Genomic DNA, 21,279 nt, shown 5'->3' with positions numbered 1-21,279 from the left:
CCGATGGCCGCTGAGGCGCACGGCCCCGACCTCGTCAGCGTGGTTGCGCTGCTCGGCGCCGCGGTGGTCGCGGTGCCGCTCTTCAAGCGGCTCGGCCTCGGCTCGGTGCTCGGCTACCTGGTCGCGGGGCTGGTGATCGGCCCCTACGGCATCGGGCTGTTCAGCGACGCGCAATCGATCCTGCACGTCGCCGAGCTCGGCGTGGTGATGTTCCTCTTCATCATCGGGCTCGAGATGGAGCCCTCCCGGCTCTGGGCGATGCGCAGGCAGATCTTCGGCCTCGGCGTCGTGCAGGTGGGCGTCTGCATCCTGCTGCTGACCGGGATTGGCGTGCTGACCGGCCTGCCCGCGACCGTCGCCTTTGTCGCGGGCACGGGCTTCGTGCTGACCTCGACGGCGATCGTGATGCAGATGCTGGAGGAACGGCGGATGATCGGCACGACGGCCGGGCAGCGCATCATCGCGGTCCTGCTTCTCGAGGACCTGGCGATCGTGCCCCTGCTGGCGCTGGTGGCCTTCCTCGCCCCCGGCGCGGCAAGCGCGACGGCCGGCGACCGGGTGGTGGCGGTGGGCATCGGCCTTGCGTCCATCGCCGCGCTGGTCGCCGCCGGGCTGTGGCTGCTCAACCCGATGTTCCGCCTGCTGGCCCAGTCCCGCGCGCGGGAGGTGATGACGGCCGCCGCGCTGCTGGTCGTCCTCGGGTCGGCGCTGGCGATGCAGATGGGCGGGCTGTCGATGGCGATGGGGGCCTTCCTGGCCGGGGTGCTGCTGTCCGAAAGCGCGTTCAAGCATCAGTTGGAAGCCGATGTGGAACCCTTCCGCGGCATCCTGCTCGGGCTGTTCTTCCTCGCCGTCGGGATGGCGCTCGATCTGGCGGTGATCGCGGCGAACTGGCGCAGCGTGGCGATCGGCGTCGTCGCCTACATGACGGTGAAGGCGATCGCGATCTACGCCGTCGCGCGCCTGGCCCACGCCGGCCACCGGGAGGCGCTGGAACGCGCCGTGCTGATGGCCCAGGGCGGCGAATTCGCCTTCGTGCTGTTCGGCGCGGCGCTCGCCGTCGGCATCATCGATGGCCAGGCCAATGCGGTGATGACGGCGACGGTGATCGTCTCGATGGTGCTGACGCCGCTGATGGTCATCCTGCACGATCGCCTGGTGCCCCAGGCGGAGCCCTCCCTCGACGGGGTCGAGGCACCGGAGCACAACACCGCGAGCGTGCTCATCATCGGCTTCGGCCGCTTCGGGCAGATGGTCGGCAGTTCGATGCTGACGCGACACTGCTCCATCTCGGTCATCGACACCGACCCCGAGATGGTGCGCGAGGCCAATGCCTACGGCTTCAAGGTGCATTACGGCGACGGGACGCGGCTCGACATCCTGCACGCCGCCGGCGCCGGCCGGGCGCGGCTGATCATGTGCTGCGTCGACGACCGGGAGGCGGCGCTGCGCATCATCCACCTGGTGAAGGCGGAATTCCGCGGCATCCCGGTCCTCGCCCGCGCCTTCGACCGGGAGCACGCGATGCGCCTGCTCGAGGCCGGGGCGGACTACCAGATCCGCGAGACCTTCGAATCCGCCCTCGTCATGGGCCATGAGGGGCTGCTTCGGCTCGGCGTGGCCGATGTGGACGCCGAGGAGGCGATCGAGACGCTGCGCCGCCGCGACGCCGAACGCTTCGCGCTCGAGGCCTCCCAGGGCATGGAGGCTGGCCGGCGACTGCTGCTCTCGCACCGGGAGGACTGGCTTGCCGCGCATCCCGTCGAGCGCGAGGGCTGACGGCGGACGAAGCCCTTCATGGCGCCCCGCACACCCTGCGGCGATATCGGGTGCGGATGCATGAGGTGACGATGAGCAAGGCGGGATGGATGCTGGCAATCGCGCTGATGACCGCGGCTGGGGCGGTCCAGGCGCAGGATTTGCGCTGGCAGGTGCGTCAGTCCGCCGAGGGCGCTGTCCTCGCCTATGAACAGCCGGACACCGACTTCCAGCCGATCTTCCTCGGCTGCCTGCTGCCGCAGCGGCGCTTCACCGTCTCGCTCGAAGGCCGCCGCGGGGTGGCGCCCGGGCGCACGGTGCCGGTGGAATTCGCCTCGGAGGCAGGGCGCGTCACGCTGCGCCTGCGTGCGGAGATCACCGAGATCGGCGACATCCTCACGGCCCACCTGCCCTACGACCCCGCGCTCGGCCAGGTGATTGGCGAGGGCCGCACGCTGCGCGTCACAGTCGCAGGGCGGGCGGAGACCTTCCCGCTCGCCGGCACCAAGGCCGGCGTCGCGGCGCTGGCCGCGGCCTGCGGGCCGCGCTGAGATTCAGCCCAGCAAGGCCCTGACGCGCGGGATCACCTCGGTCGCGTAGAGCTCGATGCAGCGCATCAACTTCGCGTGGCTGAGTGGCCCGGCGCTGTATTTCAGCTGGAAGCGCTGCACGCCAAGCGCCTGCACCGTCGCCGCGATCTTGCGCGCGACGGTCTCCGGCGAGCCGATGTACAGCGAGCCGCGGTCGGCCTCCTGCGCGAACTCGGTTTCGCTCATCGGCGACCAGCCGCGCTCGGCGCCGATGCGGTCGCGCATGCGCTTGTAGTCGGGGAAGAACTCCGCGCGCGCCTCGGCGTCGGTCCCGGCGACATAGCCCGGCGAATGCACGCCGATCGGCAGCCGTGGCTGGCCGAGCCTGTCGCAGGCCTGGCGGAAGAAGTCGGCATAGGGGACGAAGCGCCGCGGATCGCCGCCGATGATCGCGAGCATCATCGGCAGCCCGTGCCGCGCCGCCCGCACCACCGATTCCGGGCTGCCGCCGACGCCGATCCACGTCCGCAGCGGTGGCTTCTCGACGGTGGGGAAGACACGCTGGTCTCGAAGCCCCGCGCGCACCGTGCCGGACCAGGTCACCTTCTCCTGCGGCAGCAGCTTCGTGAAAAGGTCAAGCTTCTCCTCGAACAGCACCTCGTACTGGTCGAGCGGATAGCCGAAGAGCGGGAAGGATTCCGTGAATGACCCGCGGCCGAGGATGACCTCCGCCCGCCCCTGCGACGCGGCATCGAGCGTCGCGAAACGCTGGTAGACGCGCACCGGGTCGTCGGAACTCAGCACGGTGACGGCGGAGCCCAGCCGGATGCGCTGGGTCTGCCCCGCAATCGCCGCCAGCACGACCTCGGGCGCCGAGACGGCGAAGTCCTCGCGGTGATGCTCGCCGACGCCGAAGAAGTCCACGCCGAGGCGATCCGCCAGCACGCCTTCCGCGATGACGTCACGGATGACCTGCGCGTGGGAGAGCGACTGCCCGTCGGGGCCGGCGGTGATGTCGCCGAAGGTGTCGAGGCCGAATTCGATCGCGGCGGTCATCGGATCTCCGGGATCGCCAGGGAGAACATGGTGTGCCCGCCGGGACTCGAACCCGGGACCCCATGATTAAAAGGCGCGAGCGGCATCATCTAGTGCATTGATCTCGCAGGTTTCGTTTTGGAGGGCAAGGCAGTGAGCGTTCCAGCGTTGACCGCATTGCTGCGCCGGATGTTCCGATATCTCTCGCGACTGCTATGGTCGACGCACAGAGGGTCAATGCGGGAGGCGGCTCGGATGCGTATTGAGGCTCGAGGCCGAAGCAGCCAATATTTCTATTGTCGCCGTCATTTGTTTTCGTTTAATTTTTTTAAATTTGGACAGACTATTTCATTTACAATCGCTGCGATTTTCTGCATAAGAGACGATCGCAACGGCCCATGACAATATATAGTTTAACTCGCATAATAGCATTGTTTTTTCTATCGATGACAGCGATTTTACCCCCTGCGTCCTCCAATCAAGAGTACCGCAGATTTCAGTTGGGAAATTATCAATTTCAGTTTCCCATATCTTTCTCTATTGTTTTTCCCTCCGCCCGACCGGGCGATCTGATGCTCACAATCCATGGCGAAATTAATCCCGATCTCCTATCTGTGATCCCCAGATCAGCAGCATCTGATCCGAGATATTCGATAATAATTAGCCTTCAAGATCGCCAGATAGATCTGTTTTCTAATGTTTCGCGACGATTTCATTCATACAATGGTGAATTCAATCCAGAAACACATCTAGCCGAGGCCCTACACCTGGGTAATTTCGTCTATTTTGTCGGAAATCCCATGATTCGGAAAAGCGCATTCGAATCTCCAATCGTCTTTACTTGCTCGAATTTCCGTGAAACGAATTCTCGAGTACGAGATGATTACTGCCGAACATGGTATTCGCTGGATCATGAATTATCGATACAGTATACATTTCCGCGGTCTCACCTGAGAAATTGGAGTCGAGTTGATCGTGCAATAAGGGATTTCATATCTTCGGCACGACTGACGCCGCGGAGGCAGGATTGATGACGATGCTTTGCTCGCCGACTTCGCTACAGACGCGATGCGGCCGGATTGGTGAGCCGGGAGGGATTCGAACCCTCGGCCATTCGATTAAAAGTCGAATGCTCTACCACTGAGCTACCGGCTCGCGGACGCGGCGTCGAAACCGCGCCGAAACTCCGAAACTCGCCACCTCAGCTATGGCGGATTTCTGCGCCTTCCAGACCCAGAGTCACCCGGCCGGCGTGCTTAAAGGTCACGTGCTCTACCGGCTGAGCTACGGGCACGCCGGACCCGGCGCCGGGTCGGATGGCGCCGGGTGATAGCCTCAGGCGGCGTCCGCCGCCACCCTCATGCTGCGGATCTTGTCCGGGCCCTGCACCATGCCCGACATGCCGGCGCCGCGCTTGATCTTGTCCACGGCATCCATGCCCGAGGTGACCTCGCCCCAGATGGTGTACTGGCCATCGAGGCTCGGCGCCGGGCCGAACATGATGAAGAACTGGCTGTTCGCGCTGTTCGGGTCCTGGGTGCGGGCCATGCCGCAGGTGCCGCGGACGAAACGCGCCGTGCCGGGGTTCGAGAACTCGGCCTCGATGTCCGGCAGGTCGGACCCGCCACGGCCGGTGCCGGTCGGGTCGCCGCCCTGGGCCATGAAGCCCTCGATCACGCGGTGGAAGGGCACGTCGTTGTAGAAGCCGCGCCGGGCGAGCGTCTTGATCTGCTCGACATGCTTCGGCGCCAGGTCGGGGCGCAGCGCGATGGTGACGGTGCCGTGCTCGAGCTCGAGGATCAGCGTGTTCTCGGGGTCGGCGGCCGGGGTCTCGGTCATTGGTCTGGCTTTCGCGAAGGGGTCAGCGCACGTCGGCGGCGATGCGCGCGGTGCGGATGCGGTCAGGGTTGGTCACGGTGCCGCTGCCGGGCGCGCCGCGCTTGATCTTGTCCACGGCATCCATGCCGGACACGACGCGGCCCCAGATGGTGTATTGGCCATCGAGGCTCGGCGCCGGGGCGAACATGATGAAGAACTGGCTGTTCGCGCTGTTCGGATTCTGCGTGCGCGCGGCGCCGACCGTGCCGCGGATGAAGCGCGCGCGGGACGGTGGGCTGAACTCGGCCTGCAGGTCCGGCAGGCGCGACCCGCCCGTGCCGGTGCCGGTCGGATCGCCGCCCTGGGCCATGAAGCCCTCGATCACGCGGTGGAAGGGCGTGCCGTCGTAGAAGCCCTGGCGGACCAGGGTCTTGATCCGCTCGACATGCCGCGGCGCGAGGTCCGGCAGCAGCTGGATCGTCACCCGTCCGCCGGGCAGTTCCAGGATCAGCGTGTTCTCGGGGTCGAGCGCCGGCTGCTGGGCGATGGCCGGCGTGGCCGCGGCCGCCGCGGCGGCACCGAGGAGGGTCCTGCGAAGCATCATCTTGGCTCCTTCAGCCTTGGGTCGCGCGGATCTTGGCGAGCGTCGCATCGAGCGTCGCCTTCGGCACGAAGCCCGAGATGTCCCCGCCCAGCCGCGCGATTTCCTTCACGAGGCGGGAGGCGATGAACTGGTTGGTTTCCGAGGCCATCAGGAAGACGGTCTCGATCTCCTGGTCCAGGCGGCGGTTCATGCCCACCATCTGGAACTCGTAGTCGAAGTCCGCAACCGCGCGCAGGCCGCGGATGATCATCCGCGCGCCGATCTCGCGCGCATACTGCACGAGCAGCCCCTGGAAGGGCCGCACCTCGATCGCGGTGCCGTTGCGCGCGGCGATCGGGGCGACCTCGGCCTGCACCAGCCGGACCCGCTCCTCGAGCTCGAAGAGCGGCCCCTTGCCGATGTTGATCGCCACGCCGACGACGAGGCGGTCCACCAGCCGCGCGGCGCGGCCGATGATGTCGAGATGCCCGTTCGTCACCGGGTCGAAGGTGCCCGGATACAGGGCGATGCGCTCAGTCATTGGTGTTCTCGGCCGCTTCCTCGTCTTCGCCCTCGTCGGAGACCGGGAAGCAGGAGATCACCCGCTCCCCTTCCGACAGGCGCATCAGCGTGACGCCCATGCCCTGGCGGCCCGTCATGCGCACCGCATCGGCCTCGATGCGGATGAGCTGGCCGCCATCGGTGACGAGCATCAGATGGTCGCCCTCGCGCACCGGGAAGGTCGCGACGACCTCGCGGCCCGTGCGCTTCGACAGGGTGATGCCGTTGATCCCCTGCCCGCCGCGGCCGGTCACGCGGTATTCATGCGCGGAGGTCCGCTTCCCAAAGCCGCCATCGGTGACGGCGAGGATCAGTTCCTCCGCCGCGGCCAGCTCGTCGAAGCGCTCCTGGCTCAGGGCGATGTCGGCGACCGCCTCCTCGCCGTCCTCGGCAGGAGCGGGCGTGGCTTCGGCCTCCTCGTCGCCGGCACGGCGACGGGCGGCGGCGGCCTTGAGGTAGGCCGCGCGCTCATCCGGCGTGGCGTCGACATGGCGCAGGACGGACAGCGCGATGACGCTGTCGCCCTCCTGCAGGCGGATGCCGCGCACGCCGGTCGAATCGCGCCCGGCGAACAGGCGCAGCGTGTCCGGCTCGGCCTGGAAGCGGATCGCCTTGCCGCCGCGCGTGGCGAGCAGCACGTCGTCGCCTTCCCGGCAGGTCGCGACGCCGACCAGGCTGTCGCCCTCGTCGAGCTTCATGGCAATGAGGCCGGAGGAGCGGACGTTCTTGAAGTCCGACAGCCGGTTGCGGCGGACATTGCCCTGCACCGTCGCGAAGACCAGGTGCAGCCCGTCCCACAGATCCTCGTCGAGCGGCAGCGGCAGCACGGCGGTGACGCTTTCGCCTTCCTGCAGCGCCAGCACCTGGCGCAGCGAACGCCCGCGCCCTGTCGCGCCGCCTTCCGGCAGCTGCCAGACCTTCTCGCGGAAGGCCATGCCGCGGCTGGTGAAGAACAGCACGAATTGATGGGTATGCGCGACGAAGGAGCGGATGACGACGTCGTCCTCCCGCGTCCCGGCGCCGGTGCGCCCCTTCCCGCCGCGCCCCTGGGCGCGGAAGGTGTCGAGCGGCGTGCGCTTGACGTAGCCGTCGCGCGTCAGCGTCACCACCATGGTGCCGGGCTCGATCAGGCTCTCGTCGTCCACGTCGGCGAGGCCGTCGACGATCTGCGTCATGCGCGGCGAGGCGATCTTGGCGCGAACCGCGAGCAGTTCGGCCGACATCACCTCCATGCGGCGGATGCGCGAGCCCAGGATGTCGAGCAGGTCGCGGATCTTCTCGCCGACCTCGCCGAGTTCCGCGGTGATCTTCTCGCGCTCGAGGCCCGTCAGGCGCTGCAGGCGCAGGTCGAGGATGCCGCGCGCCTGTTCCTCGGTCAGCCGCACCGTACCGGCGGGCGTGATGACGTTGCGGTAGTCGTCGACCAGTTCCAGCAGCGCGCCCACGTCGCCCGCCGGCCAGTCGCGTTCCATCAGCGCGACGCGCGCAGTGGCGGCGTCGGCGCTGGCGCGGATGACGCGGATGACCTCGTCGATGTTGGCGACCGCGATGGCGAGACCGATCAGCAGGTGGCCCCGCTCGCGCGCCTTCATCAGGCGGTGGCGGGACCGCCGCAGGATGACCTCCTCGCGGAAGCCGATGAACGCCATCAGCGCGTCCTTCAGCCCCATCTGCTGCGGACGGCCATTGTGCAGGGCGAGGAAGTTCACCGCGAAGGAGGTCTGCAGCTGCGTCATGCGATACAGCTGGTTCAGCACCACCTCGGCCGTCGCGTCGCGCTTCAGCTCGATCACGATGCGCATGCCCGAGCGGTCGGATTCGTCGCGCAGGTCCGATATGCCCTCGATCGCCTTGGCGCGCACCAGTTCGGCGATCTTCTCGAGCAGGCTCGACTTGTTCACCTGGTAGGGGATCTCGGTGACGGCGATGGCCTGTCGGCCGCCGCGCATCTCCTCGATGTCGGCGCGCGCGCGCAGCGGGATCGACCCGCGCCCGGTCTCGAAGGCGGCGCGGATGCCCGACCGCCCAAGGATCAGCCCGCCGGTCGGGAAATCCGGCCCCGGGATGATCTTCATCAGGTCTTCGAGCGTCAGCGCATTGTTCTCGATCAGCGCGAGCGTCGCGTCGATCACCTCGGTCGGGTTGTGCGTCGGGATGTTGGTCGCCATGCCGACGGCGATGCCGCCCGCGCCGTTGACCAGCAGGTTCGGGAAGGCGGCCGGCAGGACGCGCGGTTCCTCCGCGCTCTCGTCGTAGTTCGGCTGGAAGTCGACCGTGTCCTCGTCGATGCCTTCCAGCAGCGCCATGGCGGAGGCCGCGAGCCGCGCCTCGGTGTAGCGCATCGCCGCCGGCGGATCGCCGTCGACCGAACCGAAGTTCCCCTGCCCGTCGATCAGCGGCACGCGCATCGAGAAGGGCTGCGCCATGCGCACCATGGCGTCGTAGATCGCGGCGTCGCCATGCGGGTGGTACTTACCCATCACGTCGCCGGTCACGCGGGCCGACTTGCGGTACGGCTTGTCCGGCGTGAACCCGCTCTCGTACATCGAGAAGAGGATGCGGCGATGCACGGGCTTCAGGCCGTCGCGCGCGTCGGGCAGCGCGCGCGCGACGATCACGCTCATCGCGTAGTCGAGGTAGGAGCGGCGCATCTCCTCCTCGAGCGCGACGGGCGTCGTGTCCGAGGGGGTCTCGCCGGGGGTGTTCGGGTCGCTCACGCGGTCAGGCTCGGTCCGGTCAGAGTGGCGGCGCGGCGCGGTCGCGCGCGGGGTTCGGGCGCCATAGGCACCGCGCGGCGGCCTGCGTCAACCGCCGCGCGGCATCGGGGTCAGAAGGGGATCTCGTCGTCGAGGTCGGTCTTCTTCGAGTCCCACCCGCCGCTGCGGCCGCCGCCGCCGGAACGGCCGCCGCCGCCCCCTTCGCTGCCGCCGCGTCCGCCGCCCGCGGGCCGGTCCGAATAGCCGCCGCCGGAGGAGGAGCGCTCGGAATACCCGCCCTCATCCGCGCCGGATCCGCCACCGCGGCCGCCGACGAGCTGCAGCTCGCCGCGGTACTGGCGCAGCACGATCTCGGTCGTGTACCGGTCCTGGCCGTCCTTGTCCTGCCACTTGCGGGTCTCGAGCTGGCCCTCGATGTAGACCTCGCTGCCCTTGCGCAGGTACTTCTCGGCCACCTCGCCCAGGCGATCGTTGAAGATGGCGACGGAGTGCCACTCCGTCCTCTCCTGCTGGTTTCCTTCGCGATCCTTGTATCGCTCGCTGGTTGCGATGCGCAGGTTCACGACCTTGCCGCCGTTCTGGAAGTTGCGCACTTCCGGATCGCGGCCTAACCGCCCGAGGATGATGACCTTGTTGATGCCAGCCATGCCGCTGTTTCCCAGGATTTGAGCCGGACTTACTACCCTTTCCGGCGCCCGGAAGCCATCCCCCGGGCATCGGCCCCGCCGCGCAGCAAACCCTTTCCAGGCGGCGCGACAGGGGTCATATATGAAGAGAACATCACCGGAACATCACCGGCCGGCCCCGCCGCGCCGCGCGGAGCCCCTGAATGACCGGCCAGATCCGTATCCGCGGTGCGCGGCAGCACAACCTCAAGGACGTGGACCTCGACATTCCTCGCGACACGCTGACGGTCGTCACCGGCCTGTCGGGATCGGGGAAGTCCTCCCTCGCCTTCGACACCATCTATGCCGAGGGACAACGGCGCTACGTCGAGTCGCTCAGCGCCTATGCGCGGCAGTTCCTGCAGCTGATGCAGAAGCCCGACGTCGATTCGATCGAGGGGCTCTCCCCGGCGATCTCCATCGAGCAGAAGACGACCAGCCACAATCCGCGCTCGACCGTCGGCACGGTCACCGAGATCAACGACTACATGCGCCTGCTCTGGGCCCGCGTCGGCGTGCCCTACAGCCCCGCGACCGGCCTGCCGATCGAAGCGCAGACCGTCTCCCAGATGGTCGACCGCGTCCTGGCGATGCCCGAAGGCACGCGCCTGCTGCTGCTCGCCCCCGTCGTGCGCGGCAAGAAGGGCGAATACCGCAAGGAACTCGCCGAATGGCAGCGCCGCGGCTTCGAGCGCGTGAAGGTCAACGGCACGCTCTACCAGATCAGCGAGGCGCCGAAGCTCGACAAGAAGCTGAAGCACGACATCGAGATCGTGGTGGACCGCGTCGTGGTGCGCGAGGGCGTCGCGCAGCGCCTGGCGGATTCCTTCGAAACGGCGCTCGGCCTCGCCGACGGCATCGCCTATGCCGACAACGCCGACACGAACGAACGCACGGTGTTCAGCGCGAAGTTCGCCTGCCCGGTCAGCGGCTTCACCATCGAGGAGATCGAGCCGCGGCTCTTCTCTTTCAACTCGCCGCACGGCGCCTGCCCGTCCTGCGACGGCCTCGGCACGGAATCCTTCTTCGACCCGCAGCTGGTCGTGCCGCAGGACGACGTCTCGCTGAAGGACGGGGCGATCATGCCCTGGACCGGCGCGCAGTCGCCCTACTACACGCAGACACTCGAAAGCCTGGCGAAGCACTTCAAGTTCGCCATGACGACGCCCTGGCAGGACATCCCAGAAGCGACGCGGCGGCAGATCCTGCACGGCACCGGCAGCGACGTCGTCACCCTGCGCTACAAGGACGGGCTGCGCGCCTATGAGGTGCAGAAGCCCTTCGAAGGCGTGATCCCGAACCTCGATCGCCGCTTCAAGGAGACGGACAATCCCTGGGTGCGCGAGGACCTGGCGCGCTACCAGGCCGAAAAGCCCTGCGCGGCCTGCGGCGGCTATCGGCTGAAGCCCCAGGCGCTGTCGGTGAAGGTCGGGGGAAAGCATATCGGCGAGGTCAGCGACCTCTCGATCAAGCGGTCGCGCGACTGGTTCGCCACGGTCATGGAGACCCTGACGCCCCAGCGGGCGGAGATCGCACGGCGCATCCTGCGCGAGATCGAGGAACGGCTGCAGTTCCTCGTCGATGTGGGCCTCGACTACCTCTCGCTCGGCCGGTCCTCGGCGACGCTTTCGGGGGGCGAATCCCAGCGCATCCGGCTCGCCTCGCAGATCGGCTCGGGGCTCACCGGCGTGCTCTACGTGCTGGACGAACCCTCCATCGGCCTGCACCAGCGCGACAACGAACGCCTGCTGACCACGCTGCGCCGCCTGCGCGACCTCGGCAACACCGTCCTGGTCGTCGAGCATGACGAGGATGCGATCCGCCAGGCCGACTACCTGGTCGACATCGGCCCCGCGGCGGGCAAGGGCGGCGGCCGCGTCATCGCCCAGGGCACGCCGGCCGAGGTGGCGGCCAATCCCGCCAGCCTGACAGGACAGTACCTCTCGGGCATCCGCCGCATCGAGGTACCGGCCACGCGCCGCAAGCCCGACCGCAAGAAGCAGCTGCGCGTCGTCGGCGCGACGGGCAACAATCTCAAGGACCTCAGCGCGTCGATCCCCCTCGGCACCTTCACCTGCGTCACCGGCGTCTCGGGCGGCGGCAAGTCCACCCTGGTGGTCGAGACGCTCTACAAGGCCGCCGCGCGCCGCCTGATGGGCGCGGCCGAGGTCCCTGCCCCGCATGACCGCATTGAGGGGCTCGACCTGCTCGACAAGATCATCGACATCGACCAGTCGCCGATCGGCCGCACGCCGCGGTCGAACCCGGCGACCTACACCGGCCTGTTCGCGCCGATCCGCGACTGGTTCGCCGAGATGCCGGAATCCCGCGCCCGCGGCTACAAGCCCGGCCGCTTCTCCTTCAACGTGAAGGGCGGTCGCTGCGAGGCCTGCCAGGGCGATGGCCTCATCAAGATCGAGATGCACTTCCTGCCCGACGTCTACGTCACCTGCGACACCTGCAAGGGCAAGCGCTACAACCGCGAGACGCTGGAGGTGAAGTTCCGCGGCAAGTCCATCGCCGACGTGCTCGACATGACGGTGGACGAGGGCGTGGAGTTCTTCTCCGCCGTGCCGTCCATCCGCGACAAGCTGACCGTGCTGCGCGACGTCGGCCTCGGCTACATCCATCTCGGCCAGCAGGCGACGACGCTGTCGGGCGGCGAGGCGCAGCGCATCAAGCTGTCGAAGGAACTTTCCCGCCGCGCGACGGGGCGCACGCTCTACATCCTCGACGAACCCACCACGGGCCTGCACTTCGAGGATGTCCGCAAGCTGCTCGAGGTGCTGCACGCCCTGGTCGACCAGGGCAATACCGTGCTGGTCATCGAGCACAACCTCGAGGTCATCAAGACCGCCGACTGGGTGCTCGACCTCGGCCCGGAGGGCGGCGACGGCGGCGGGCGCCTGGTGGCGGAAGGCACGCCCGAGGACATCGCCGCCGTGGCCGAAAGCCACACCGGGCGCTTCCTCGCCCCGCTGCTGGAACGCGCAGCACCGCCGGTGAAGAAGCGCAAGCGCGCCTAGGGCAGATCCCGATCAGGTGGAATCACCTGATCGGGTGAAGATGCTCGCGAAAACAAAAGTCTGGAGGCGTTGCCGTTAGCCACGGCGAACGGCAACGGCTCTAAGGCGCGGTCATCCGCCGGAACAACGGCATCCGCACGATGACGCGGCGCAGGTCGCGGATCGTCGTGCGGCCCGCATGGCGTTCCAGCACCTCCTGCGGCACCACGCGCCGGTCGAGCAGCATCAGCCACATCGCGGCGACATCCTCCGCCGTCGCGATGCGGTCGGGATCGACCAGCTCGGCCTCGGCCCGCGCGATCAGGTTCTCGAGGTGGTCGCGCCGGTAGGCGACGCGGCCCTCCCGCGCTGTCGCGGCAATGCGCACCACCTCATCGGCGGTAGGCGCCTGCAGCGCGAAGCGATCGCCCTCCGCCCACTGCATCCCCTCGAAGCCGAGCGCGCGGAAGACGCCCGGATTGAAGTGCTCGCCATGCTCGCCGATGTAGCGCGCGAAGGAGACATCGGTGTTCAGCCGCGCGAGGCCCAGCGAGGCGCAGGCGAGTTCGGTCGCCGCATCCTCGGCGATGCCGTCGACCGCCACGTCCCAGTCGCGCTGGATCCTCAACAGGCGCAGCCGGTTGCGGCCCTGGAAATCGACGCGCCGCGCCTCCTCCCACCAGGCCGGCAGGAAGGCCTGGATGCGTCGCCAAGCCGCGCGCCGCAGCCCGAAGCCCCAATGGTGGCCGAGCTGCACCGCGCGCACCTCCGGCCCCGGCTTCGGTGACTTGTGGTCGCCATAGGCGGCAAAATAGGCGACGCGGTCGGCGAAGGGCTCGGTCGCGGCGCGCATCGCCTCGAGCGCGGCGAGGTAGAGCGGGCCTGGCTCGAGGTCGTCCTCGAAGAAGTAGCCCGCCTCCTCGTCCAGGGTCTCGAAGACATGCCGCTGCCCGCGCAGGATGTTGTCGGCGATGCCGAGGTTGTGCTCCGCCGCCAGCACCTGGCCTTCGGGGAACAACGCCCGGAAGACCTCGATGCAGCGCTGCATCCGCAGCGGGCGGCCGTAGCGATGGCCGGTTCGCGGCGACACCGCGCCATCCTGCAGCAGGAAGACGCGCGACGGATCGGGGCGGAGCTGCGCCTGCGCCAGCAGCCCGCGGCACAGCCGTTCGAGATACTCCGGCCGGTCGAAGGAGAAGATGACGATCGGCACCCGGCACGTCCCGGGCGCGACCCCCTCGAACATCATCTGCGCGGCTTTCCTGGCACGGGTCGCGAGCCTTCCGGCCTTGCACCCCTCGCGTCAAGGCGCGGCCTCATCCCGCGGCGGCGCCGCGCGCGGCCAGGATGCGCGCGCGCTCCTCGGGCGAGAGGGTGACCAAGCGCAGCTTTTCGTCGAGCGGGAAGGCCGGGCCGCCGGCCGGGTCGCGCAGCGCGAGGACCAGCCCGCGCGCCTCGTCCAGCACGAAGGGCTTGTCGGACTTGCGGACCGGCCATTCGGCGGTCGCGCCGCGATCGTCCTGCACGATCCAGCTCGGGCCTTCCCCCCAGCCCCGGAAGCGCACGGGCACCGGTTCCAGCACCCGCCCGGACAGCGCCTTCAGTTGCCCGCGCGCGGATTGCGTTCGCCGTGCGCCGATCATCACCCCGACGATCAGCGCGACCGCGAAGACAGCGCCGCCGATCGCCGTGCCGACGCGGTTCCACAGCCGGTCGAGACCGAGATCCGTCGTCACCAGTTCCGGCCGCTGCGGGTCCGCCATGGGCTGCGCGTTCCACGACCCCATATGCGGCTCGACGAACAGGTAGCTGAGCTTGCGCGTGCCGCCGCCATCCTTGCCGCGCCAGGCGATGGTGACGTCGCAGGACTGCATCAGGAACAGGCGGGACCGGCAGCGGCCTTCGACGATGCGTGCGCCGGGGGCGGGCCGCGCCGTCTCCCGCACGGCGAAATCGTCGCGGATCTCGGGCACCACCTCGACGGCCAGCAGGGCCAGGAAACCGCCGAACAGCACCAAGGCTCCCAGGCCCAGCAGCCACCCGCCCAGGGCCCCGCGGCCCGGCTTCAGCACGAGGGAACGGCGCGGGAAGGCGGCGAGCACGGCATTCACGACGATGTCTCCGGGCGGGTCACGGGAAGACTGCGCCGCGATGCGCCCGCAGGCCAGAGAAGCAGATCACAGCGCCAGGGCCGCACGGATGCCCGCCTGCTCCTCCGCCGTCAGGCCGATGCCCCGCAGCCCCGGGTCGACCGCCAGGACGACGTCACCGCCCTCGGCCGCGACGCCGAGGAGAAGGCGCGGCGGATCCCGGCCGGGATCGAGCGACAGGCCCGGCAGCGCCCCGACCACCCGCCGGCCCTCCGGCACCGCGACGAGGCGCGGTCCATCCGCCCGCCACAGCAGCACCGGCACCAGCAGGCGGCCGTCCAGCTCCTGGCGCAGCCAGCGCGCCTCGCCGCCCGGGCGCAGCCAGCCGATCGCGGCCAGCCCCAGCCCGCCGAGCCCCATGAGCAACCCGATCCGCGGGCCCGCCAGCGCCATGCCGCCGACCCCCAGTCCGCCGCCAAGCGCCAAGGCCAGCAGCGCCACGCCCGCCAGCCGTCGCCCCTGCCGCCGGCCCGGCGGACGGACCCGCAGCGGTCGGCGCGGGAAGGCCGCGCGCAGCGCCCCCAGCCGCGCGCCGAGCACCTCGCGCTCCGCCGTCGACAACCCAGCCAGCCGCGCCGCCATATCGAGCATCGCGGCATCCTCGCCACGCGCCATCACCGCACCTCATCCCACTCGGGCGGCAGCCTCGGGACGATGCGGCGCGGCAGCAATGCGCTGCTTCAGACCCGCCCGCGCAGCCCCGCGAGCATGACGACGAGGCGGTCCCCGACTCCGCGCCCCTGCGGCAGCGCGCCGCCGCGCGCGAGGCGGGCGAGGTCACGCCGCGCCAGCACCGCTGGCAGCGCCGCGGCGACGAGCCCCCGCGGCACGTCGCGCCGCGCCCTGGCAAGCGCCGTCAGGCCCTCGGCCGCCATCTCACGCCGCAGGTCCAGCACCGCGGGGGCGTCGGGGGCCCCGATCACCGCCTCGGCGTTCAGGCCGGCGCGCGCGAGCCGGTCCGCCGGCAGCAGGCAACGTCCCTGCCCAGCATGGGCCGCGATGCTCCGCAGCACGCCTGCCAGGCCATAGGCGGCGCCGAGGCCACGCAGGACCTCGGCCTCCTCCGCGCTCGCCCCCAGCGCGCGGCCGGCGACCGCGGACCAGCCGCCGGCAGTGCCGCGCAGCCAGGCGACGAAGGCCTCCTCGGTGGCGAGCCCCTCCTCCTCCGCCTCGGCCTCGCGCGCATCGGCGAGCGCGATCAGGTCGTCAGGTTCGAGGCCCCCCTGCGCGATCACCGCCGCGAGCGGCCCCGCGACCTCGTGCCGCCGGGCCGGGCGCCCCGCGCGCACCTCCTCCACCGCGTCGCGCCACCATTGCAGGCGGATCATCGCGGCGAGCGGATTCGTCGCCGCCTCCCGCGCGCGGGCAAGTTCGTGATTCAGCGCGATCAGGGCGAAGATCGCCTCGCGCGCTTCCGCCGGCGCGAAAAGCGCGCAGAGGAAGCGGTCGGGGTCGTGTGCGCGCGCGAAGGCGCCGATCGGGGAAAGGCTCACGTCGCCTCTATGCGGGCCCGCGCGTCCGGACGGAAGCCCGCTGCGGTTGACGCGCGATAAGGCCCCGCCTACCTCGACCGGGAGGCGCGGCCCGCGCTTCGTCCGACGATCGGGAGAGACCCCATGGCCTTCAGCCTGCCCCCGCTGCCCTACGCCACCGGCGCCCTCGCCGCCAACGGCATGTGCCAGGAGACGCTCGAGCTCCATCACGGCAAGCACCACAACGCCTACGTCACCGCGCTGAACGGCCTGATCGAGAGCAAGGGCCTCGCCGGCAAGACGCTCGAGGCGATCTGCGTCGAGGCCGGCAAGGCCGGCGCCGACGGCGTGCCCGTGCTGAACCAGGCCGGCCAGCACTACAACCACTGCCTGTTCTGGAACGTGATGGCGCCGGGCGGCGCGCATGGCGAAAGCCTGCCGGCCGCGCTCGCCGCGAAGATCGATAGCGACCTCGGCGGCCTCGCGGCCTTCAAGGAGGCCTTCAAGACCGCCGGCGCGACGCAGTTCGGCTCGGGCTGGGCCTGGCTGATCATCGGCGCCGACGGCAAGCTGAAGGTCACCAAGACCCCGAACGGCGCCAACCCGGTCTCGACCGGCGAGGGCAAGCCGATCCTCGGCGTCGACGTGTGGGAGCACGCCTACTACCTCGACTTCCGCAACGTCCGCCCGAACTACCTCGCGAACTTCCTCGAGAAGCTCGTGAACTGGGAAGTCGTGGCCGACCTGCTCGCCAAGGGCGGCTTCACCTCGGGCCAGGCGGCCTGAGCGGACGCCACCGCGCAAACGCGAAGGGCGCCGGGGGAAATCCCCGGCGCCCTTTTCATTTGCGGCCGTGCCGGCCGGTCAGCGCAGGGTCTCGGCCCGCACCACCATCGCGAAGCGGTCCGCGAGTTCGGCCAGAGCGATGCGGCTGATCTCAGCACCCGGAATGTCGGCGCCGCCCATGGGATCCGGCAGGGCACGGCTCGCCACCGCATCGCCCGCGACCGTCACGCGATGCCCGAGGTCGAGCGCCGCGCGCGCCGTGGCACTCACGCACATATGCGTCATGAAGCCGGCCAGCACGAGGTCCGGCTTGCCCGCCTGCGTCAGCAACGCCTGCAGGTCGGTCCCGGCGAAGGCGTTGGGCAGTCCCTTCTCCACCACCGCTTCATTCGCCAGCGGCGCGGCATCCGGCAGGAAGGCACCGCCGGCGGCATCACGGTCGAACAGCCCGCCCGCCTTGCCGCGATGGGCGATGTGGATCACCACCGCCCCGGCCGCACGCGCACGGGCCAGCAGCCCCGCGAGGGCCGCGCGCGCCTCCGCCATGCCTTCGAGCGGCAGCCGGCCCTCGGGACCGTATTCCCCCTGCGCGTCGATCACGACGAGCGCAGCATCGGCGAGGCGCGGCGGATCGCGCAGCGCACCCGCCAGGTCGAGCAGCGTGCGGGGCCGGGCCATGGCGCGATCAGGCCGGCTTGGCGTCGTTCGCCGCTTCGGGGCGGATGACGGAGCTGATCGTGCCACGCACCAGCATCACCCGCACGTTCGGGGCGATCTCGGCCTCGATCTCGTCGGAGCCTTCCTTGACCTTGGTGACGGTGGCGATGATGCCCCCCGCGGTCACGACGCGGTCGTTGCGCTTCAGCTGGGTGAGCATCTCGCGATGCTCCTTCATCTTCTTCTGCTGCGGGCGGATCAGCAGGAAGTAGAAGACGACGAAGATCAGGACCAGCGGCATCAGCTGCATGACGACGCCCATGCCGCCGGCGGCGGCATCCTGGGCATGGGCGGTCGAGATCCCGAAGGGGGTCCACATGGGCTTTGTTTCCGTTTCCCGGCACGTGAAGAAGAGCGCGGCAACCTAGCCGCAAGCCCCCGCGCGTCAAGCGGCGGAGGGCGGCCCCCTTCCCGGCGGCCCGCGCAGGCCCTATTCCGCGCGGGCCATGACCGACCACGCCCTTCTGCCCACCCTGACCCGCATCGCCGAGGCGCTCGAGCGCCTCGCCCCGCCGCCCGTGGCCGCCCCGGCGCTTGCCGGTGCCGATGCCTTCGTCTGGCATCCCGGCCCCGAGGCGCGGCTCTCGCCCGTGCCCAAGGTCTCGGCGGTGCCCATCGGCCTGCTGCGCGGCGTCGAGCGCCAGAAGGACATCCTGCTCGAGAACACGATGCGCTTCGCGCGCGGCTTCACCGCCAATAACGCGATGCTGTGGGGGGCACGGGGCACCGGCAAGTCGTCCCTGGTGAAGGCCGCCCATGCCGCCGCGAATGCCGAGATCCCCGGCAGCCTCGCGCTGATCGAGATCCACCGCGAGGACATCCGCACCCTGCCGGATCTTCTCAACTTCCTCCGCGCCCAGCCGCGCCGCTGCCTGGTGTTCTGCGACGACCTCTCCTTCGAGAAGGAGGATGCGGACTACAAGGCGCTGAAGTCGGTGCTCGACGGCGGCATCGAGGGCCGGCCGGAGAACGTGCTGTTCTACGCCACCTCGAACCGCCGCCACCTGATGTCGCGCGACATGATCGAGAACGAGCGCTCGACGGCGATCCACGGCTCGGAGGCGATCGAGGAGAAGGTCTCGCTCTCCGATCGCTTCGGCCTCTGGATCGGTTTCCACAATGCCGACCAGGACACCTTCTTCGCCATGATCGAGGGCTATGCCGCCTATTTCGGCCTGCCCGTGACGCCGGAGCACCTGCGCGCCGAGGCGGTCGAATGGTCCGTCACCCGCGGCGGGCGGTCGGGCCGCGTCGCCTGGCAGTTCATCCTGGACCTCGCCGGTCGCCTCGGGGTGAGGATCCCGGCCTGAGCCGCCTTTCCGCGCTACCGCGCCTGGCGGGCTTCCTCGCGCGGCATCCGCTGGTGCGGCGCGACCCGATCGGCGCCGCGGCGCGGCTGCTGCGCTGGCAGGCCGTCGCGCGGCGCGGCGGCACGCTGGAACCGGCCTGGGTGGAAGGCCCCGCGGGCGCGGTGCGCCTGCGGCTGCGGCGCGGCCTCTCCTCCGCCACCGCCTGCTGGTATGCGGGCCTGACCGACCCGGCCGAGATGGGCTTCGTGCTCCAGGCGCTGCGGCCGGGCGACCGAATGGCGGATGCGGGGGCGAATGTCGGCGTCTATGCCGCGTTGGCCGCGGGGGCGGCCGGGGCGCGGGTGCTCGCCCTGGAACCGGCCGCCGAGACGCTGCCCGACCTGCGCGCCATGCTGGCGCTGAACGGCATCGAGGATCGTGTCGAGGTCCGCGCCGTCGCCGCCGGCGCCGCGCCGGGCACCCTGCGCTTCACGACCGGTCGCGGCACCACCAACCGGGCCGCGGCCGATGGCGGGACGGAGGTGCCGGTCGAGACGCTCGACGCGCTCACCGCCGGTGCGCCGCCCCTGCTGCTCAAGGTCGATGTCGAGGGCGGCGAGCCCGAGGTCCTCGCCGGCGCGGCGGGCCTGCTGGCCGGCGATGCGCTGAAGGCCGCGATCCTCGAGACCGCCGGGCCGACCGACGCCGCCATCGAGGCCGCGATGCGCGCCGCCGGCTTCGCGCCCTTCGCCTATGATCCGTTCCGGCGTGCGCTGGCGCCGCGCGACGCACCCGCGCGGCCGAACACGCTCTACGTGCGCGACATCGCCTTCTGGACCGAGCGGATCGCCACGGCCGCGGCGATCCGGGTCTTCGGCCGCGCGCTGTAGGTCAGCGCGCGATCTTCTCGATCCCGCCCATCCAGGGGCGCAGCACCTCCGGCACCAGGATGCTGCCATCCTCCTGCTGGTAGGTCTCCATCACCGCGATCAGCGCACGGCCCACCGCGACGCCCGAGCCGTTCAGCGTATGGAGGAAGAGGTTCCCCTTCCCCTCCTTCGGCTTGTAGCGCCCGTTCATCCGCCGCGCCTGGAAGTCGCGGCAGTTGGAGCAGGAGGAGATCTCGCGCCAGGCCTGCTGGCCCGGTAGCCAGACCTCCAGGTCATAGGTCCGCGCCGCGCCGAAGCCGGTATCCCCGGCGCAGAGGAAGACGCGCCGCCAGGTCAGGCCGAGCTCGGTCAGCACCCGCTCGGCGCAGCGCGTCATGCGCTCATGCTCCTCGGCGGACTGCTCCTGGGTGGTGATGGAGACCATCTCCACCTTCCAGAACTGGTGCTGCCGCAGCATGCCGCGGGTGTCGCGCCCGGCGCTGCCGGCCTCGGAGCGGAAGCAGGGCGTCAGCGCGGTCAGCCGGATCGGGAGGTCCGCCTCGGCCAGGATCTCCTCCCGCGCGAAGTTGGTCAGCGGGACCTCGGCGGTCGGGATCAGCCAGCGATCGTCGGTGGTGCGGAACAGGTCCTCGCCGAACTTCGGCAACTGGCCGGTGCCGTACATCGTGGCGTCGTTGACCAGCAGCGGGACCGAGGTCTCGGAATAGGCGTGCTGCTCGGTGTGCAGCGTGATCATCCATTGGCCGAGCGCGCGCTCGAGCCGCGCCAGCGCCCCCCTCAGCACGGTGAAGCGCGCGCCGGCGAGCTTCGTCGCGGTGCCGAAATCCATCAGCCCCAGCGCCTCGCCGAGCTCGAAATGCTGTTTCGGCGCGAAGGCGAGGTTCGGGACATCGCCATGCTGGTGCAGGACGACGTTGGAGGTTTCGTCGGCGCCGTCCGGCACTTCGGCGTCCAGCAGGTTGGGCAGGGCTTCGAGCAGCACGGTCTGCTCGCGCTCCGCCTCGGTCGCGGCGGCGTCGAGCGCGGCCATCTCGTCGCGCAGCGCCACCGCCTCGGCTTCCAGGGCGCTGGTGTCGCCGCCCTGCCGCTTCGCCATGCCGATCTCCTTGGCGATGGCGTTGCGGCGGGCCTGCTTGTCCTGCAGCGCGGATTGCGCGGCGCGGCGCGCCTCGTCGCGGGCGAGGATCGCCGCCGAGGAGGGCGCGAGCCCACGCCGCGCCAGCGCCGCGTCGAATGCCGCGGGGTCCGCCCGCACCGCCCGGATATCATGCATGGCGATCTGCCTCTCGAAGTCCTGAACCCT

Annotated in this window: 19 protein-coding genes and 1 tRNA gene; 6 read left to right on the top strand and 14 right to left on the bottom strand. The window is 69.9% G+C overall.

Features of this window, described 5'->3' with window-relative positions:
• The first annotated feature begins 3 nt into the window (after nucleotides 1–3).
• The gene (locus GWK15_RS00925) at nucleotides 4–1,779 is read left to right on the top strand and encodes a monovalent cation:proton antiporter-2 (CPA2) family protein (protein WP_168038160.1); all 1,776 of its coding nucleotides are present in this window, start codon (nucleotides 4–6) and stop codon (nucleotides 1,777–1,779) included.
• A gap of 71 nt (nucleotides 1,780–1,850) precedes the next feature.
• The gene (locus tag GWK15_RS00920) at nucleotides 1,851–2,309 is read left to right on the top strand and encodes a hypothetical protein (RefSeq protein WP_168038158.1); all 459 of its coding nucleotides are present in this window, start codon (nucleotides 1,851–1,853) and stop codon (nucleotides 2,307–2,309) included.
• Between the two features lie 3 nt (nucleotides 2,310–2,312).
• Here the strand turns inward: GWK15_RS00920 and GWK15_RS00915 are convergent, their stop codons facing one another.
• The 7 genes from GWK15_RS00915 to ssb all read right to left on the bottom strand — a co-directional run bounded on the left by GWK15_RS00915 (nucleotide 2,313) and on the right by ssb (nucleotide 9,649).
• The gene (locus tag GWK15_RS00915; RefSeq protein ID WP_168038156.1) at nucleotides 2,313–3,344 is read right to left on the bottom strand and encodes an LLM class flavin-dependent oxidoreductase; all 1,032 of its coding nucleotides are present in this window, start codon (nucleotides 3,342–3,344) and stop codon (nucleotides 2,313–2,315) included.
• Nucleotides 3,345–4,403: 1,059 nt separating this feature from the next.
• Nucleotides 4,404–4,478, bottom strand: a tRNA-Lys gene (locus GWK15_RS00910).
• A gap of 180 nt (nucleotides 4,479–4,658) precedes the next feature.
• Complete coding sequence (locus GWK15_RS00905) at nucleotides 4,659–5,162, bottom strand: peptidylprolyl isomerase (RefSeq protein WP_168038154.1); 504 nt, start codon at nucleotides 5,160–5,162, stop codon at nucleotides 4,659–4,661.
• Nucleotides 5,163–5,184: 22 nt separating this feature from the next.
• Nucleotides 5,185–5,742, bottom strand: coding sequence for a peptidylprolyl isomerase (locus GWK15_RS00900; protein WP_168040175.1), 558 nt, complete (start codon nucleotides 5,740–5,742; stop codon nucleotides 5,185–5,187).
• A gap of 13 nt (nucleotides 5,743–5,755) precedes the next feature.
• Nucleotides 5,756–6,265 carry a pantetheine-phosphate adenylyltransferase gene (gene coaD, locus GWK15_RS00895; RefSeq protein ID WP_168038152.1) on the bottom strand — a complete coding sequence of 170 codons (510 nt, stop codon included), beginning with the start codon at nucleotides 6,263–6,265 and terminating at the stop codon, nucleotides 5,756–5,758.
• Nucleotides 6,258–9,002: a DNA gyrase subunit A gene (gene gyrA, locus GWK15_RS00890; RefSeq protein WP_168038150.1), complete on the bottom strand. Its 2,745-nt coding sequence runs from the start codon at nucleotides 9,000–9,002 to the stop codon at nucleotides 6,258–6,260. Before gyrA ends, coaD begins: the two co-directional genes overlap by 8 nt.
• A 110-nt stretch (nucleotides 9,003–9,112) precedes the next feature.
• Nucleotides 9,113–9,649 carry a single-stranded DNA-binding protein gene (ssb, locus tag GWK15_RS00885; protein WP_168038148.1) on the bottom strand — a complete coding sequence of 179 codons (537 nt, stop codon included), beginning with the start codon at nucleotides 9,647–9,649 and terminating at the stop codon, nucleotides 9,113–9,115.
• A gap of 182 nt (nucleotides 9,650–9,831) precedes the next feature.
• On the opposite strand from ssb, the gene uvrA reads away from it, so the two are divergent.
• Entirely contained in the window at nucleotides 9,832–12,693 is a 2,862-nt protein-coding gene (gene uvrA, locus GWK15_RS00880) for an excinuclease ABC subunit UvrA (RefSeq protein WP_168038146.1), read from the top strand.
• Nucleotides 12,694–12,793: 100 nt separating this feature from the next.
• Here uvrA and GWK15_RS00875 read toward each other — a convergent pair whose 3' ends face one another.
• The 4 genes from GWK15_RS00875 to GWK15_RS00860 form a co-directional block, all read right to left on the bottom strand.
• Nucleotides 12,794–13,921: a hypothetical protein gene (locus GWK15_RS00875; protein WP_168038144.1), complete on the bottom strand. Its 1,128-nt coding sequence runs from the start codon at nucleotides 13,919–13,921 to the stop codon at nucleotides 12,794–12,796.
• 67 nt (nucleotides 13,922–13,988) lie between these two features.
• Complete coding sequence (locus GWK15_RS00870) at nucleotides 13,989–14,783, bottom strand: hypothetical protein (RefSeq protein ID WP_168038142.1); 795 nt, start codon at nucleotides 14,781–14,783, stop codon at nucleotides 13,989–13,991.
• Nucleotides 14,784–14,849: 66 nt separating this feature from the next.
• Nucleotides 14,850–15,437, bottom strand: a complete 588-nt coding sequence (locus GWK15_RS00865) for a hypothetical protein (protein WP_168038140.1) — start codon at nucleotides 15,435–15,437, stop codon at nucleotides 14,850–14,852.
• Nucleotides 15,438–15,502: 65 nt separating this feature from the next.
• Complete coding sequence (locus GWK15_RS00860) at nucleotides 15,503–16,315, bottom strand: squalene/phytoene synthase family protein (protein WP_338147169.1); 813 nt, start codon at nucleotides 16,313–16,315, stop codon at nucleotides 15,503–15,505.
• 123 nt (nucleotides 16,316–16,438) lie between these two features.
• Between GWK15_RS00860 and GWK15_RS00855 the strand changes: the two genes are divergently transcribed.
• Nucleotides 16,439–17,080, top strand: a complete 642-nt coding sequence (locus GWK15_RS00855) for a superoxide dismutase (RefSeq protein ID WP_168038136.1) — start codon at nucleotides 16,439–16,441, stop codon at nucleotides 17,078–17,080.
• A gap of 78 nt (nucleotides 17,081–17,158) precedes the next feature.
• Here the strand turns inward: GWK15_RS00855 and GWK15_RS00850 are convergent, their stop codons facing one another.
• Together GWK15_RS00850 and yajC are read right to left on the bottom strand one after the other, a co-directional pair.
• Nucleotides 17,159–17,758, bottom strand: a complete 600-nt coding sequence (locus GWK15_RS00850; RefSeq protein WP_168038134.1) for an isochorismatase family protein — start codon at nucleotides 17,756–17,758, stop codon at nucleotides 17,159–17,161.
• A gap of 7 nt (nucleotides 17,759–17,765) precedes the next feature.
• On the bottom strand, nucleotides 17,766–18,116 hold the full coding sequence (gene yajC / locus GWK15_RS00845) for a preprotein translocase subunit YajC (protein WP_168038132.1): 351 nt from the start codon (nucleotides 18,114–18,116) through the stop codon (nucleotides 17,766–17,768).
• Nucleotides 18,117–18,243: 127 nt separating this feature from the next.
• On the opposite strand from yajC, the gene GWK15_RS00840 reads away from it, so the two are divergent.
• Nucleotides 18,244–19,107, top strand: a complete 864-nt coding sequence (locus GWK15_RS00840) for an ATP-binding protein (protein ID WP_168038130.1) — start codon at nucleotides 18,244–18,246, stop codon at nucleotides 19,105–19,107.
• A 53-nt stretch (nucleotides 19,108–19,160) separates the two neighbouring features.
• Nucleotides 19,161–19,976, top strand: a complete 816-nt coding sequence (locus GWK15_RS00835) for an FkbM family methyltransferase (RefSeq protein WP_168038128.1) — start codon at nucleotides 19,161–19,163, stop codon at nucleotides 19,974–19,976.
• Between the two features lies 1 nt (nucleotide 19,977).
• Here the strand turns inward: GWK15_RS00835 and serS are convergent, their stop codons facing one another.
• Complete coding sequence (serS, locus tag GWK15_RS00830; RefSeq protein WP_168038126.1) at nucleotides 19,978–21,249, bottom strand: serine--tRNA ligase; 1,272 nt, start codon at nucleotides 21,247–21,249, stop codon at nucleotides 19,978–19,980.
• Nucleotides 21,250–21,279: the final 30 nt, after the last annotated feature.

The organism is Neoroseomonas oryzicola (assembly GCF_012163135.1).
In the GTDB taxonomy this organism is placed as follows: Bacteria; Pseudomonadota; Alphaproteobacteria; order Acetobacterales; family Acetobacteraceae; genus Neoroseomonas; species Neoroseomonas oryzicola.
This window is presented reverse-complemented; position numbering and strand designations above follow the sequence as displayed.

Excerpts from the sequence above, each read along its gene's own strand:
- yajC (WP_168038132.1), bottom strand. The coding sequence starts at position 18,116 with ATGTGGACCCCCTTCGGGATCTCGACCGCCCATGCCCAGGATGCCGCC.
- GWK15_RS00915 (WP_168038156.1), bottom strand. The coding sequence starts at position 3,344 with ATGACCGCCGCGATCGAATTCGGCCTCGACACCTTCGGCGACATCACC.
- GWK15_RS00920 (WP_168038158.1), top strand. The coding sequence starts at position 1,851 with ATGAGCAAGGCGGGATGGATGCTGGCAATCGCGCTGATGACCGCGGCT.
- GWK15_RS00855 (WP_168038136.1), top strand. The coding sequence starts at position 16,439 with ATGGCCTTCAGCCTGCCCCCGCTGCCCTACGCCACCGGCGCCCTCGCC.
- GWK15_RS00840 (WP_168038130.1), top strand. The coding sequence starts at position 18,244 with ATGACCGACCACGCCCTTCTGCCCACCCTGACCCGCATCGCCGAGGCG.
- coaD (WP_168038152.1), bottom strand. The coding sequence starts at position 6,265 with ATGACTGAGCGCATCGCCCTGTATCCGGGCACCTTCGACCCGGTGACG.
- GWK15_RS00905 (WP_168038154.1), bottom strand. The coding sequence starts at position 5,162 with ATGACCGAGACCCCGGCCGCCGACCCCGAGAACACGCTGATCCTCGAG.
- GWK15_RS00925 (WP_168038160.1), top strand. The coding sequence starts at position 4 with ATGGCCGCTGAGGCGCACGGCCCCGACCTCGTCAGCGTGGTTGCGCTG.
- GWK15_RS00865 (WP_168038140.1), bottom strand. The coding sequence starts at position 15,437 with ATGGCGCGTGGCGAGGATGCCGCGATGCTCGATATGGCGGCGCGGCTG.
- GWK15_RS00875 (WP_168038144.1), bottom strand. The coding sequence starts at position 13,921 with ATGATGTTCGAGGGGGTCGCGCCCGGGACGTGCCGGGTGCCGATCGTC.
- uvrA (WP_168038146.1), top strand. The coding sequence starts at position 9,832 with ATGACCGGCCAGATCCGTATCCGCGGTGCGCGGCAGCACAACCTCAAG.
- serS (WP_168038126.1), bottom strand. The coding sequence starts at position 21,249 with ATGCATGATATCCGGGCGGTGCGGGCGGACCCCGCGGCATTCGACGCG.
- GWK15_RS00850 (WP_168038134.1), bottom strand. The coding sequence starts at position 17,758 with ATGGCCCGGCCCCGCACGCTGCTCGACCTGGCGGGTGCGCTGCGCGAT.
- ssb (WP_168038148.1), bottom strand. The coding sequence starts at position 9,649 with ATGGCTGGCATCAACAAGGTCATCATCCTCGGGCGGTTAGGCCGCGAT.
- GWK15_RS00900 (WP_168040175.1), bottom strand. The coding sequence starts at position 5,742 with ATGCTTCGCAGGACCCTCCTCGGTGCCGCCGCGGCGGCCGCGGCCACG.